Genomic DNA, 13,356 nt, shown 5'->3' with positions numbered 1-13,356 from the left:
GCGAATGGCTAGACTCGACTCCTCGCCCCTGCGCCCTGCCTCCGATGAAAGCCAGCACCTTCCGCCTCGGCATCAATCTGTGGCCGCCGTTCCTGTTCACCGGCATCCACGTCAACCGCATCACCCCGGACTACCGGCAGATCGAGGTGGAGCTGCGGATGCGCCCCTGGAACCGCAACTATGTCGGCACGCACTTCGGTGGCAGCCTGTTCGCCATGACCGATCCGTTCTGGATGCTCGGCCTGCTGCATACCCTGGGCCGCGACTACTACGTGTGGGATCGCGCCGGCGCCATTGAATTCCTCAAGCCCGGCCGCGGCACCGTCCGCACCGCCTTCCATATCGACGAAGCGGTACTGGATGAACTGCGCGGCGAGGCGGCCAACGGCGAAAAAGTCCTGCGCTGGTTCAGCAACGACGTGGTCGATGCCTCCGGCGAGGTCGTCGCCCGCGTGCGCAAGCAGGTCTACGTACGGCTGAAACCGCAGGCACGCGGCAACGCGGCCTGACCTACAGCGGCACCGACAGTACCGACTCGCCCTTGGCATCGATGTCACGCGCACGCCGCGGCACCTGCAGGTGCGTGCCATCGGCAGACAGCACCGGCGTGCGTGTGGATGACCGCCATTGCGCAGGCAGCCGCTGCAGGGCCTGCTGCGGCGCATCCGCCTGCAGCCGCAGCCAGCGCTGCGCCCCCAGCAGGCGCAGCAGCGCGGCCACGTCCTGGCTGCGCGCCGCATAGTCCTGGTAGGCCGGTGCCGCGATGTCGCTCAGCGTGCATCCCACCATGTTGGACAGGCAGCCGAACTCCCAGCCGCCGACGCGGCCGACCACCAGCGGTTGGTCGGCCGCCAACAGTCGGTCATTGGCGGGGTCACATGCCCATCCCAGATTCGATGCCATGCGGCCAAGCGTGTGCTCGCGCCCCAGCATCAGCACGGCGCCGGTCTGCTGCAGCGAGCTGTCGATGGCGGCCCTGCTCATCGCGAACTCGCCCTGCATGGCCCTGCACAGGCGCTGGCCGGCGATTTCCATCGGTTGCAGTGCGCTTTCACAGGCCGCCGGCAAAACCTGGTCGGGCGGCAGTTCCGACAGCATCTCCGCCAACAGGTGCACATTGGTGCGTACCACCGCGGCGCCGATCATGCTGTCAACCAGCGTGTTGCCACCGCGCATCAACCGCCTGCCCAGCTGCACCGAACGGCAGCTGCCGGCCAGCGCAGCAGGAACATCGCCCTGCACGAAGGCCAGCGCGTGCACGCCGCTGCCATCCATCAGGGTCTGGTAGCGCGGCATCGGGAACAGCCACGTGACACCGTCAGGCTGGAACAGGGTGTCGAAGCGATCAGCATCGGCCAGCGCATCCAGGCGTTCATGCAGGCCTTCATGTCCGGCATGGCTGGCACTGAACCGTTGCACATCCGCGCGCACCTTGGCCAGACAGCGCTCGCCGGTGGGCCGGCAGTAACCCTGCCTGTCGACCTTCACCACCGGGTGCGTAGCCGCCAGCGCCGAATCCTCATTGCCGGGCGTGGCCCCGGTCTGCAAGCGCCGCACATCCTGCGCCAGCGCGGCCGCGCGCTGGGCCGGGTCCAGCCCATCAAAGGGCAGCGTCCACAGCAGCGCGAAACCATTCTTCCCCGGCAGCGGCCGCACATCCTCCAGCAGGCGCACCTGTTCCCGCTGCGCCGCTGGCAGCGGCCAGAACCGCGACAGGGTCCACAGCAGGACTACCAGCAGCAGCAACCCCAGCAGGGCCCAGCCTACTCCGCGCAGAATCCTCAACACAGCGTCCCTTCCCTGTATGGCACTCCGCCTGGCTGCCCAGCGTAAACGAGCACCGGCGGCCGCTACAATGCGCGGATGTCGCTCGAAGCCCCCGCCCTGGTCCCCCGCCCTTCCCTGCAGCGCCTGTTCCTGACCGGCCTGCTGACCCTGCTGCCGATCTGGCTGACCTGGGTCGTGGTGAAGTTTGTCTTCGTACTGCTGTCGGGCATTTCCAGCCCGCTGGTGGTGCCGCTCTCCGAAGAGATCGCGACCAACTTCCCGCATTACCTGGGATGGGTGCGTGCCGAGTGGATCCAGGACACCATCGCCCTGCTGGCGACCCTGCTGGTCATCCTGGCGGTGGGCGTGGCCAGCCGCCGCGTGGTCGGCCAGCGCCTGCTGCGCTGGGTCGGCGCCGTCATCAAGCGCATCCCGCTGGCCAGCATCATCTACGACAGCGCCAAGAAACTGCTGGACATGCTGCAGACCGAGCCGGGCAGTACCCAGCGCGTGGTACTCATCGATTTCCCGCATCGTGACATGAAGTCCATCGGCCTGGTCACCCGGGTCATCAAGGAACAGGGCACTGATCGTGAGCTGGCGGCGGTGTACGTGCCAACTACGCCCAACCCGACCTCGGGCTACCTGGAAATCGTTCCGGTGGAACTGCTGACCCCCACCGACTGGACCGTCGACCAGGCGATGAGCTTCATCATTTCCGGTGGCGCCGTGGCTCCGTCCAGCGTTCCGTTCACCCGCGCCGGCGAACGGCCGTAAGGCAACCGCAGCGGTCTGCTCAGCGATGCCTTCGCGGTGGACGCGGTGGCTGACTGAAGCCCCAGCGGCAGCCAGCTGACTGCGCCTTCACGCTGGCCGTACGCGCCCGGATCGTGCAAGCTCCACGGTCTGTGTTCCACGGAAGCTCCTGATGCCGTATCCCACCCGCGCCCTGGCCGCCGCCATCGCCGCGTTGTTCCTGTTCAGTGCGGTGCCCTCGGCCGAAGCAGCGAAGAAGAAGGCCAGCCGCCCCGCCGCCGCGCAGACCCGGCAGGCCGCCAAGCCGAAGGCGAAGCCGACACGCGCCACGCCGGCACGCAGCAGCACCGCACGCCGCGCCGCCGCGCGCCCCGTCGCACCGGCCCGCGCCGTGCCCAAGCAGGTGCAGCTGGAGCGCCTGTACGACGAATACTGGGACGCCTCGATGCGGCTGAATCCGCTGCAGGCCACCTTCCAGGGCGAAGCCCGCTACAACGACCAGCTGCCCAATATCCTGTCGGCCGCATGGCGCCAGCAGTCACACGATTTCACCACCGAGTGGCTGGGCAAGGTCGAGAAAGTCGGCAGCGACGGCCTGCAGGGCCAGGACCTGCTCAGCTATGAGATCTTCGTGCGCGATGCGCGTGCATCGCTGGCCGCCGAGCGCTACCCAAGCTGGATGATGCCGATCAGCCAGTACTACAACATCGGCAGCATCATGGCGATCCTCGGCGCCGGTGCCGGCGCGCAGCCGTTCAACACGATCAAGGATTACGACACCTGGTCGCGCCGCTCGCTGGGCATCCCCGATCTGTTCAACCAGGCCATCGACAACATGCGCCAGGGCATGAAGGCCGGCGTGGTGCAGCCGCGTGACCTGATGGAAAAGGTGCTGCCGCAGTTGGACGCGGTGATCACCCCGACCGCCGAGGAAAGCATCTTCTGGTCGCCGATCAGGACCATGCCGAGCGACATCCCGGCCGAGGAAAAATCGCGCATCAGCGCCGAGTACAAGCGCATGATCGAACTACGCATCATGCCGGCCTACCGCGCCCTGCGCGGCTTCATCGCCACCGAATACATGCCCGCCACCCGCAGCAGCAGCGGCCTGGGTGCCCTGCCAGATGGCCAGGCCTGGTACGCCAACCTGATCGTGCAGACCACCGCCAGCGACCAGACCGCCGCGCAGCTGCACGCGCTGGGCACGCAGCGCGTGCAGGAACTGAACGCGCAGATCGCCACGGTGATGAAAGACAACAGACTGCGCGGTTCGCAGGCCAAGCTGTTGAAGAACATGCGTAGCGACCGCCAGTTCCAGTATGCCGATGCCAACGCACTGATCACCCGCTACCGCCAGCTGCAGCAGCAGGTGGATGCGCGCCTGCCGCAGATCCTGGACACCCTGCCCAAGGATCGCCTGGAGGTGCGCGCGGTCGAGCCGGAGCGCGCACTGACTGCGGCCGCGGCCGCCTACCAGCCCGGCCAGCCCGGACAGCCGGGCGTGCTCTACATCAACACCCGCGACCTGCCCAGCCGCAAGCGCTGGAGCGTGCCGGTGCAGTACCTGCATGAAGCCATCCCGGGCCACCACGTGCAGCTGGGCCTGCAGCAGGAACTGGCCAAGCTGCCGCGTTTCCGCCGTCTCGGCGGTGATCTGGCCTTCATCGAAGGCTGGGGCCTGTATGCCGAAACCCTCGGCGACGACCTGGGTGTCTACAACGACCCCTACGACCGTATCGGCTACCTGTACTCGCGCCTGCTGCGCGCAGCGCGCGTGGTGGCCGACACCGGCGTACACGCGCAGGGCTGGAGCAAGCAGCAGGCAGCAAGCTATCTGCAGAAGACCGTGGACATGAGCGAGGACGACGCCAACGCCGAAGTGGAACGGATCATGGCCCAGCCCGGCCAGGCGCTGTCGAACGTGGCAGGCCTGGGCACGATCCTGGCACTGCGTGACAAGGCCAAGGCCCGCCAGGGCGCCGCGTTCGATCTGCGCCGCTTCCACGCCGAAGTGCTGAAGGACGGCTCGATGCCGCTGGACGTGCTGTCACACAAGGTTGATCGCTGGCTGGATCAGCCAGCTTCGACATCGGCCACGCCCACGCCATGAGCGGCGCAGCGAACCGCAGCCTGCTGGGCATCCACCATGCCGCACTGATCTGCAGCGACTACGCACGTTCCAGGGATTTCTACGTGCGCATCCTCGGCCTGCGCGTGCTGGCCGAGCACCATCGCGCCGCGCGCGGCTCGTGGAAGCTGGACCTGGCCCTGCCCGACGGTGGCCAGCTGGAACTGTTCTCCTTCCCCGCTCCACCATCGCGCCCCAGCCGCCCCGAAGCCCAGGGCCTGCGCCACCTGGCCTTCCGGGTGGCTGCGCTGGAACCGTTCATCCAGCACCTGGCCGAGTGCGGCGTGGCCTGTGAACCGATCCGCGTGGACGAATACACCGGCGCGCGCTTCACCTTCTTCGCCGACCCCGACGAGCTGCCGCTGGAGCTGTACGAGGCCGTCTGATCCCCCAACTGTCCAACTTTAGGGGGTCACTTCAGGGATGGATTTACGGCGTGTCCTGCAATCCCACACCGCCCCTGCCATCCCACGGAATGCCGCTCTTGCTCTGGAGGTTGCCGGCCAGCGGCCGGCACTACCGCAGGTGCAGGGCTGCAAGCCCTGCAAAGCCCCCCCTTCCCCATACCCCGCCGAATGGGTATACAGTCGCCCTGTACCGGCGCCGTGCCGGAATGAACCCTGGGAGGGGACCATGCGCAAGACCTTCAAGACCCTGTTGCTGGCACTGCCGCTGTGCCTGGCCGCCCTGTCGGCCCAGGCCGCCGACAGCGCCGCCGGCCGCTGGAAGACCATCGACGACAAGACCGGCAAGGTGAAGTCGATCGTGGAAATCAGCCAGGCCGCCAACGGCGGGCTCACCGGCAAGGTCGTCGAGATCCTGCACTCGGACAAGGGTCCAAACCCGGTCTGCGACGGCTGCGAAGGCGCCAACAGGAACAAGCCGGTGAAGGGCATGACCATCCTCTGGAACCTGTCCCAGGACAAGGGCAGCCACAGCAAGTGGTCCGGCGGTACCATCCTCGACCCGGCCAATGGCAAGACCTACAAGTCCAAGCTGGAGCTGCAGCCGGGCGGCGGCAAGCTGGACGTGTCCGGCTGCATCGCCTTCATCTGCCGCACCCAGACCTGGGTCCGCGAGTAACGCTCCCGGCCCGCGCCGTACCCCCGTGACCCGGCCGCGGCCGGGTCACCTCGTTGCAGGCATGCGATACTCTGCGGTTCCCCTCGGCTGCACCCCGCGACCATGACCCGTACCGCGCTCGTCACCACCGCCCTGCCCTACGCCAACGGCCCGCTGCACCTGGGCCATCTGGTCGGCTACATCCAGGCTGACATCTGGGTGCGCGCGCGGCGAATGAGCGGCGGCAAGGCCTGGTTCGTCTGCGCCGACGACACCCACGGCACGCCCATCATGCTGGCGGCGGAAAAGGCCGGGGTCACCCCGGAAACCTTCATCGCCAACATCCAGGCCGGCCATGAACGCGATTTCGCCGCGTTCGGCGTGGCCTTCGACCACTACGACTCGACGAACTCGGCGGCCAACAAGGCGCTGACCGAGCAGTTCTACCTGAAGCTGGAAGCGGCCGGCCACATCAGCCGCCGCTCGGTGGCGCAGTTCTACGACCCGGCCAAGGGCATGTTCCTGCCCGACCGCTACATCAAGGGCATCTGCCCCAACTGCGGCAGCGCCGACCAGTACGGCGACAACTGCGAAGTGTGCGGCGCTACCTACAACCCAACCGACCTGAAGGAGCCGAAGTCGGTGATCTCCGGCGCCACGCCGGAAATCCGCGATTCGGAACACTTCTTCTTCGAGGTCGGCCGTTTCGAAAGCTTCCTGCGCAGCTGGCTGGCCGGCGATGTCGCCCTGCCCGGGGTGAAGGCCAAGCTGATGGAATGGCTGGACGCCGACGGTGGCCTGCGCGCGTGGGACATCTCGCGCGATGCGCCGTACTTCGGTTTCGAGATCCCCGGCCAGCCGGGCAAGTACTTCTACGTCTGGCTGGATGCGCCGATCGGCTACCTGTCCAGCTTCCAGACCCTGTGCGGCGCGCTCGGCGAGGACTTCGAGTCGCACCTGCGCGAAGGCACCAGCACCGAACTGCACCACTTCATCGGCAAGGACATCGTCAACTTCCACGGCCTGTTCTGGCCGGCCGTGCTGCACGGCACCGGCCACCGCGCGCCCACCCGCCTGCACGTCAATGGCTACCTGATGGTCGATGGCGCGAAGATGAGCAAGTCGCGCGGCACCTTCGTGATGGCGCGCACCTTCCTCGACGCCGGCCTGGAACCGGAAGCCCTGCGTTACTACTACGCGGCCAAGACCAGCGGCGGCGTGGACGACCTCGACCTGAACCTGGGCGATTTCGTGGCGCGCGTGAACGCCGATCTGGTCGGCAAGTTCGTCAACCTGGCCAGCCGCTGCGCCGGCTTCATCAGCAAGCGCTTCGATGGCCTGCTGGCCGCGCAGCTGCCCGACGCCACGCAGTACCAGCGCTTCGTCGATGGCCTGGCGCCGATCCGTGAAGCCTACGAGCGCAACGACCCGGCTGCTGCCATCCGCCTGACCATGACCCTGGCCGACGAAGCCAACCGCTACATCGACGAGGTCAAGCCGTGGGTCATCGCCAAGCAGGAAGGCGCCGACGCGCAGCTGCAGGCGGTGTGCAGCCAGGGCCTGAACCTGTTCCGCGTGCTGGTCACCGCGCTGAAGCCGGTGCTGCCGGCCACCGCCGCGCAGGCCGAGGCCTTCCTGGCCGCGCCGGTGAACGACTGGACCGCCTTGGCGCAGCCGCTGCTGGGCCACCGCATTTCCGAATACACCCCGCTGTTCACCCGTATCGACCCGAAGAAGATTGACGCCATGATCGACGCCTCCAAGGACACCCTGCAGCCGGCCGCCGCTGCCGCCCCCGCCGCCAGGACCGAAGCCGTGAAGCCGGCTGCCCCGGCCAAGGACGAAGCAAAGAGCGCCGACGCACCGGCCTGCATCGGCATCGATGATTTCGCCAAGCTCGACCTGCGCATCGGCAAGGTGCTGGTGTGCGAGTTCGTGGAAGGCTCGGACAAGCTGCTGCGCTTCGAGCTGGATGCCGGCGATCTGGGCAAGCGCCAGATCTTCTCCGGCATCCGCGCCAGCTACGGCGAGCCGGAAGCGCTGGTCGGCCGCAGCGTGGTGTTCATCGCCAACCTGGCCCCGCGCAAGATGCGCTTCGGCCTGAGCGAAGGCATGATCCTGTCGGCCGGTTTCGACGGTGGCGCGCTGGCCCTGCTCGACGCCGACAGCGGCGCGCAGCCGGGCATGCCGGTCCGCTGATGCCGTGCGGGCGCGGCCCCCGCCGCGCCCCTTCAGGCAGACCGCCACGGAACGCATCGCCATGGGAGAGAGCAGGATGGAACTGGCGCTGTTCGATTTCGACCACACCGTCACCACCTGCGATACCTATGGCCGCTTCCTGCGCCGCGTGGCCACACCCGAGCAGCTGGCGCGGGCATGGTGGAAAGTCGGCCCCTGGCTGCTGGCCTACCGCCTGCGCATCATTTCCGCCGAGCGCATCCGCGCCCGCGTCACCCGCCTCACCTTCAGCCAACGCCATGCCGATGACATCGCCACGCTGGCGGCCGGTTTCGCGCGTGACGTGCTGCCCGAGGTGATGCGCCCGCAGATGCTGGAGCAGATCCGCTGGCACAAGGAACAACAGCACACCGTGGTGATCGTGTCCGGTTCGTTGGACCTCTACCTGCGGCCGTGGTGTGAACAGCTGGGTCTGCAGTTGATCTGCAACCGCCTGGAAAGCCAGGATGGCCGTCTGACCGGGCGCTATGCGGGCGGCGACTGCGCCCCGCGCAAGGTCGAGCACATCCGCCGCCAGTTTGACCTGTCGCGTTACCTGCGCATCCATGCCTACGGTGACAGCTACGAAGACCGCCCGATGCTGGACCTCGCCCACGAGCGCTGGTACCGCGGCAAACCCCTGAAGTAACCAACGCGCAGCCTTCGCCACGCATGAGCCTGATTCCGCCCCTGACCGAACGCCTGGACCGCCTGCTGCCGCAGACCCAATGTGGGCAATGCGGCTATGACGGCTGCCGCCCGTATGCACAGGCGATGGCACGCGGCGAAGCGGGCGTCGACCGCTGCCCCCCCGGTGGCGATGCCGGCGCACGGGCGCTGGCGCAGGTGCTGGGCGTGCCGGCTCTGCCGTTCGACCGCACACGCGGCGACCACAAGCCCGCGCAGGTAGCAGTGATTGTCGAAGCCGACTGCATCGGCTGCACCAAGTGCATCCAGGCCTGCCCGGTGGATGCCATCGTCGGCGGAGCCAAGTACATGCACACGGTCATTGCCGACCTGTGCACCGGCTGCGAGCTGTGCATTCCCCCGTGCCCGGTGGACTGCATCGACCTCGTGCCACGGTAACGGGTGGATTGGGGTCGGATTCCTTTCCGCAGGAAAGGGCTCTGACCCCGCTTCACGCGGTTCCGCTTTACGGCACGGCCGCCGTGATCACGATCTCGACCTTCCACTCGGCGTGCGCCAGCTTCGCTTCGAACGTCGCGCGTGCCGGGGTCGCACCGTCCACCACCCACTCATCCCACGCCTTGTTCATGCCGTCGAAATCGGCAATGTCGGCCAGGAACACTTCCGCACGCAGCACGTGCTGGCGATCACTGGCCACCAGCGCCAGCAGCTTGTCGATCTCGGCCAGCACCTGCCGGGTCTGCCCGGTGATGTCCTGGCTGGTGTCTTCCGGAATCTGGCCGGAGAGATAGGCAACCTTGTTGTGCACGGTCATCTCGGACATGCGCGGTCCGACGTCGTAACGCTCCATCATGGGCGTGGCTCCTGCAGGGTGGACAGAGCCTCATTCTCACCCAGCCGCGCAGGAAAATGTGGCCTCTGCCATGGCGGATCGCTGCCGCCAATCGCCGCACAGTGCCGGTGCTGGTCAAACGCCAGCGACAGGCGCACGATGCGCCACGTTCACGTTGACACCACCCTCGCCCCCGCTGCCGCACCCTTGCGCCGATGACCCCAGCCAACGACCCCTCCACCGCTTCGCATACCCCCGCATGGAAGCGGGTCCTGACCATCGTCGTTCCGCTCGTGATCCTGTCGCTGGCCCTGCACGGGCTGGCCGGTGAGTTCGACGAGCATGGCTACCGCGCCATCCGCGAAGCCTTCCACAAGCTCAGCGGCGCGCAGATCGCGCTCACCGTACTGCTGGGCCTGGCCAGCTACGCCTGCCTGATCGGCTTTGATGCCATCGGCCTGCGCCGCAGCGGCATCCGCGTGCACCCCGCACGCGTGGGCATCACCGCCTTTCTCGCCCACACGCTGGGCCAGACCGTCGGCTTTGCAGCACTGACCGGTGGCGCCGTGCGCCTGCGCGGCTACCGCAGCGCCGGGCTGGATCTGGCGCAGATCGGCCAGGTGGTGTTGATGAGCACGCTGGGCTTCGTGTTCGGCGCGTGGCTGCTGATCGGCGTGGCCCTGTGCATGGAACCGGCTGCCGCTGCGCTGGCTCTGCCGCTGGACCCTGCAGCCGTGCGCGTGGTGGGCATCCTGGCGCTGCTGGCCTACGCCGCCACCGTATTGCTGGTGGGCCGTGACGGGCGCCAGTTCCACATCTTCGGCCATGGCCTGTGGCTGCCCGACCGCCGCACCATGCTCGGCGTCACCGTACTCAGCGTCATCGAACTGGTGCTGGCCAGTGCCGCGTTCTACGTGCTGCTGCCCGACTCCACGCCCACCGGCCTGCCCGGCTTCGTCGGTCTGTACCTGGTGGCCGTGCTGGCCGGTCTGGTGTCGACGGTGCCGGCCGGGCTGGGTGTGTTCGAGTGGAGCCTGCTGAAGCTGCTGCCGCAGGTGGCACCGGCCGCCGTTCTCGCCGCTGCACTGATCTACCGTGTGACCTATTACGTGCTGCCGCTGCTGCTGGCCACCCTGCTCGCTCTCGCCCCGGCGCTGCGCCAGCCACTGCAGGCCAGCGCCGGGGCAACCCGCGCCGGCTGGCATGCGCTGCGCCCGTGGCTGCCTCAGATCATCGCGCTGGCGGTGTTCAGCATCGGCGCGGCATTGGTCATCGACGGCACGCTGCCGACGCCGCGCCGCCATCTGCTCAATGCCTCGCTGCCCATCCTGGAAACCTCGCACCTGATCGGCAGCCTCGGCGGTGTCGCCCTGCTGTTGATCGGCCAGGGCCTGGCGCGGCGCAGCCATGCCGCGTGGGTGCTGGCGATGGCGGTGTGCGTGATCACGCCCGTGCCCTTGTGGCTGCGCGGTGGCCAACTGCTGATCGCGTTCTCTGCGGTGCTGGCGGCGATGGCGTTGTGGGCCGCGCGCCGCGAGTTCTATCGCCAGGGCGCCCTGCTGGATGAAGCCTGGTCGTGGCCGTGGCTGCGCAACCTCGGGCTGGTGCTGGTGGCCGTTACCTGGCTGCTGTTTTTCACCTACAGCCATGTCGAATACCAGAACGAACTGTGGTGGCAGTTCGCGGTGTCCGGCAATGCGCCACGTGCCCTGCGCGCATTGCTGGTGGTGGCCATCGCGCTGGTGATGTTCGGTCTGGCGCGCCTGCTGCACAGCACGCGCAGCCCGCTGCCGCCCGCCGACGAGGCAACGCTGCGGGCGCTGGCACCGGTGCTGGCCGGCGCCACCGACACCCAGGCCTGCCTGGTGCTGACCGCCGACAAGGCGGTGCTGCGCGACGAAGCGCAACAGGGCTTTGTGATGATGCAGCGCTACGGTGGCTCACTGATCGCGATGGGTGATCCGGTCGGCCCGCCCGAGGTCGCGCGCGCACTGATCTGGCGTTTCCGCGAGGAAGCTGATCGCCTGGGCCTGCGCCCGGTGTTCTACCAGGTGGGTGAGGCCTACTGGCAGACCTATCTGGACCTCGGTCTGGGCCTGGTCAAGCTGGGCGAGGAAGCCATTGTGCCGCTGCACGATTTCGGCCTGGAAGGTCGCGAGCGCGCCGACCTGCGCCAGGCCTGGAACCGCGGCAAGCGCAGCCATCTTTCATTCCGCGTGGCACCGGTGGAGGAGATTCCCGATCTGCTGCCGCGCCTGCACGCCATTTCCAATGCCTGGCTTGAAGACAAGGCGGGTGACGAAAAAGGCTTCTCGCTGGGCAGCTTCGATCCGGTTTACCTGATGCGCTTCCCGGTGGCGCTGGTCGAGGCCGAAGGAGAGATCGTGGCCTTCGCCAACCTGTGGCAGGCACCGGCCGGTGCCGAACTGTCGGTGGACCTGATGCGCCACGTCAACGAGGCACCGAAAGGCACGATGGATTTCCTGTTCATCGAACTGTTCCTATGGGGCCGTGCGCAGGGTTATGCGCGTTTCTCGCTGGGCATGGCGCCGTTGTCCGGGCTGGCCCAGCACCGTCTGGCCGGCCGCTGGAACCGCTTGGCCGGGCTGCTGGCACGGCATGGCGAGCGCTTCTACGGCTTCAGCGGCCTGCGCCGCTTCAAGTCGAAGTTCGATCCGCAGTGGCGCCCGCGTTATCTGGCCGCACCCGGCGGCATGCATCTGCCGGCGGCGCTGCTGGATGCCACGCGGCTGATTTCACTGGACCCGCGCCGCGGGTGACCGGGCTGTTCCGCCGGGCATGGCCCGGCGCTACCTGAAGGGTTCGCCCCCGCCCCGGTAGGTGCGAACTCCCCCGGGTGGGTGCGAACTCTCTCCCCCGGGTGGGTGCGAACTCTCTCCCCCGGGTGGGTGCGAACCGTTGGTTCGCACGCTCTCCGCCGGGCATGGCCCGGCGCTACGGGTCAGGCGCCACCCTTGAGGATCACGTCAGCCAACCGATCATAATCACCGTTGAAGTGATGGTCGCCGGGCAGCTTCATCTTCTGCACACCGTCGTTGGCCGGCAGATCCGGGCACAGCGCGTCTTCGTCATCCTTACCGTACACACACAGGGTCTTGGCTGCCGGCAGCCTGGCCACTTCCGGCGCGATCGGCAGACCACCCCCTCCACCGCCCAGCCAGTTGCTGACGTGGAACTCGAAATCGGCCTTCCGGCCCACCGACAGCAGCACGATACGATCCAGCGCATCGCGGGTGGCCGGCGGCAGCTGGTTGATGGAGGCCGGCAGCACGTCGGCGCCCTGCGAGAAACCGATCAACATGACCTTGTCGCGGTGCCATTGCTGCTTGTAGTGGTCGATGATTTTCTGCAGGTCTTCGGCAAAGCCCTTCGGCGTGCGCTCGCTCCAGAAGTAGCGCAGCGAATCGATGCCGACCACGGCAACGCCCTGCTCGCTCAGCGAGGCGGCGACGTTCTTGTCCAGACCGGCCCAGCCGCCATCACCGGAGACGAAGATCGCCAGCCTGCCACCGTTGCCGCTGGCCGGCACTTCCACCACCGGCAGGCCCTTCAGTGCGGTCGGCGGCGGTGCCAGACTCACGCCCACCTGAGCCCCCATCACCCGCGCGGCCGCCACCAGGCCCGGTGAGGCATCGCCACGTGTGGTGCGCTTGAATTCACGGGCCATCGCCACCTGCTGCACGAACGCGCTGGCCTGGCCGGCCTTGCAGCCATTGCCACCGGCCGCACTCAGCCACGGAAAATTCAGTTCGGTCGGCTGCAGCCGGTTGTGCGTCACGCCATCGCCGCAGACCATGCGCTCGTGGCTGTGGTCAGGGCAGAAGCCGGTCGTCAGCAGGCCGGCAAACACCTGGGTATCGGCCTGCGCGGCCAGCGTGTAGGCCATTTCGGCGCCCTCGCCATCACCGCCCACCAGCGGCAGGTG

At 67.7% G+C, this 13,356-nt stretch carries 12 protein-coding genes; 9 read left to right on the top strand and 3 right to left on the bottom strand.

Features of this window, described 5'->3' with window-relative positions:
- The first annotated feature begins 44 nt into the window (after positions 1–44).
- Positions 45–509, top strand: coding sequence for a DUF4442 domain-containing protein (locus tag ACQKDV_RS04450; protein WP_427782579.1), 465 nt, complete (start codon positions 45–47; stop codon positions 507–509).
- A gap of 1 nt (position 510) precedes the next feature.
- Here the strand turns inward: ACQKDV_RS04450 and ACQKDV_RS04445 are convergent, their stop codons facing one another.
- Positions 511–1,788, bottom strand: a complete 1,278-nt coding sequence (locus ACQKDV_RS04445) for a hypothetical protein (protein WP_427782578.1) — start codon at positions 1,786–1,788, stop codon at positions 511–513.
- Positions 1,789–1,863: 75 nt separating this feature from the next.
- Between ACQKDV_RS04445 and ACQKDV_RS04440 the strand changes: the two genes are divergently transcribed.
- The 7 genes from ACQKDV_RS04440 (at position 1,864) to rnfB (ending at position 9,016) form a co-directional block, all read left to right on the top strand.
- The gene (locus ACQKDV_RS04440; RefSeq protein WP_427782577.1) at positions 1,864–2,544 is read left to right on the top strand and encodes a DUF502 domain-containing protein; all 681 of its coding nucleotides are present in this window, start codon (positions 1,864–1,866) and stop codon (positions 2,542–2,544) included.
- A gap of 151 nt (positions 2,545–2,695) precedes the next feature.
- Positions 2,696–4,633 (top strand): DUF885 domain-containing protein, encoded by a 1,938-nt coding sequence (locus tag ACQKDV_RS04435; RefSeq protein ID WP_427782576.1) that lies wholly within the window; start codon positions 2,696–2,698, stop codon positions 4,631–4,633.
- Entirely contained in the window at positions 4,630–5,037 is a 408-nt protein-coding gene (gene gloA2 / locus ACQKDV_RS04430; protein WP_427782575.1) for an SMU1112c/YaeR family gloxylase I-like metalloprotein, read from the top strand. The genes ACQKDV_RS04435 and gloA2 overlap by 4 nt, the downstream gene beginning before the upstream one ends.
- A gap of 247 nt (positions 5,038–5,284) precedes the next feature.
- Positions 5,285–5,734, top strand: coding sequence for a DUF2147 domain-containing protein (locus tag ACQKDV_RS04425; protein ID WP_427782574.1), 450 nt, complete (start codon positions 5,285–5,287; stop codon positions 5,732–5,734).
- Between the two features lie 102 nt (positions 5,735–5,836).
- A complete protein-coding gene (gene metG / locus ACQKDV_RS04420; protein WP_427782573.1) occupies positions 5,837–7,912 on the top strand; it encodes a methionine--tRNA ligase in 2,076 nt (691 codons plus the stop codon).
- 76 nt (positions 7,913–7,988) lie between these two features.
- Complete coding sequence (locus ACQKDV_RS04415; protein WP_427782601.1) at positions 7,989–8,579, top strand: HAD family hydrolase; 591 nt, start codon at positions 7,989–7,991, stop codon at positions 8,577–8,579.
- Between the two features lie 23 nt (positions 8,580–8,602).
- Complete coding sequence (gene rnfB / locus ACQKDV_RS04410; protein WP_427782572.1) at positions 8,603–9,016, top strand: Rnf electron transport complex subunit RnfB; 414 nt, start codon at positions 8,603–8,605, stop codon at positions 9,014–9,016.
- A gap of 67 nt (positions 9,017–9,083) precedes the next feature.
- Here rnfB and ACQKDV_RS04405 read toward each other — a convergent pair whose 3' ends face one another.
- Positions 9,084–9,431 (bottom strand): RidA family protein, encoded by a 348-nt coding sequence (locus ACQKDV_RS04405; RefSeq protein WP_313442627.1) that lies wholly within the window; start codon positions 9,429–9,431, stop codon positions 9,084–9,086.
- A 194-nt stretch (positions 9,432–9,625) separates the two neighbouring features.
- On the opposite strand from ACQKDV_RS04405, the gene mprF reads away from it, so the two are divergent.
- On the top strand, positions 9,626–12,190 hold the full coding sequence (gene mprF, locus ACQKDV_RS04400) for a bifunctional lysylphosphatidylglycerol flippase/synthetase MprF (RefSeq protein WP_427782571.1): 2,565 nt from the start codon (positions 9,626–9,628) through the stop codon (positions 12,188–12,190).
- A 182-nt stretch (positions 12,191–12,372) separates the two neighbouring features.
- Here mprF and ACQKDV_RS04395 read toward each other — a convergent pair.
- Positions 12,373–13,356, bottom strand: a 984-nt coding sequence (locus ACQKDV_RS04395) for a virulence factor family protein (protein ID WP_427782570.1), incomplete at its 5' end; no start/stop codon positions are given.

This window comes from Stenotrophomonas sp. NPDC077659 (assembly GCF_050268705.1).
Lineage (GTDB): Bacteria > Pseudomonadota > Gammaproteobacteria > Xanthomonadales > Xanthomonadaceae > Stenotrophomonas.
The sequence above is the reverse complement of the archived record's forward strand: the minus strand, read 5'-3'. Positions and strand labels throughout refer to the sequence as shown.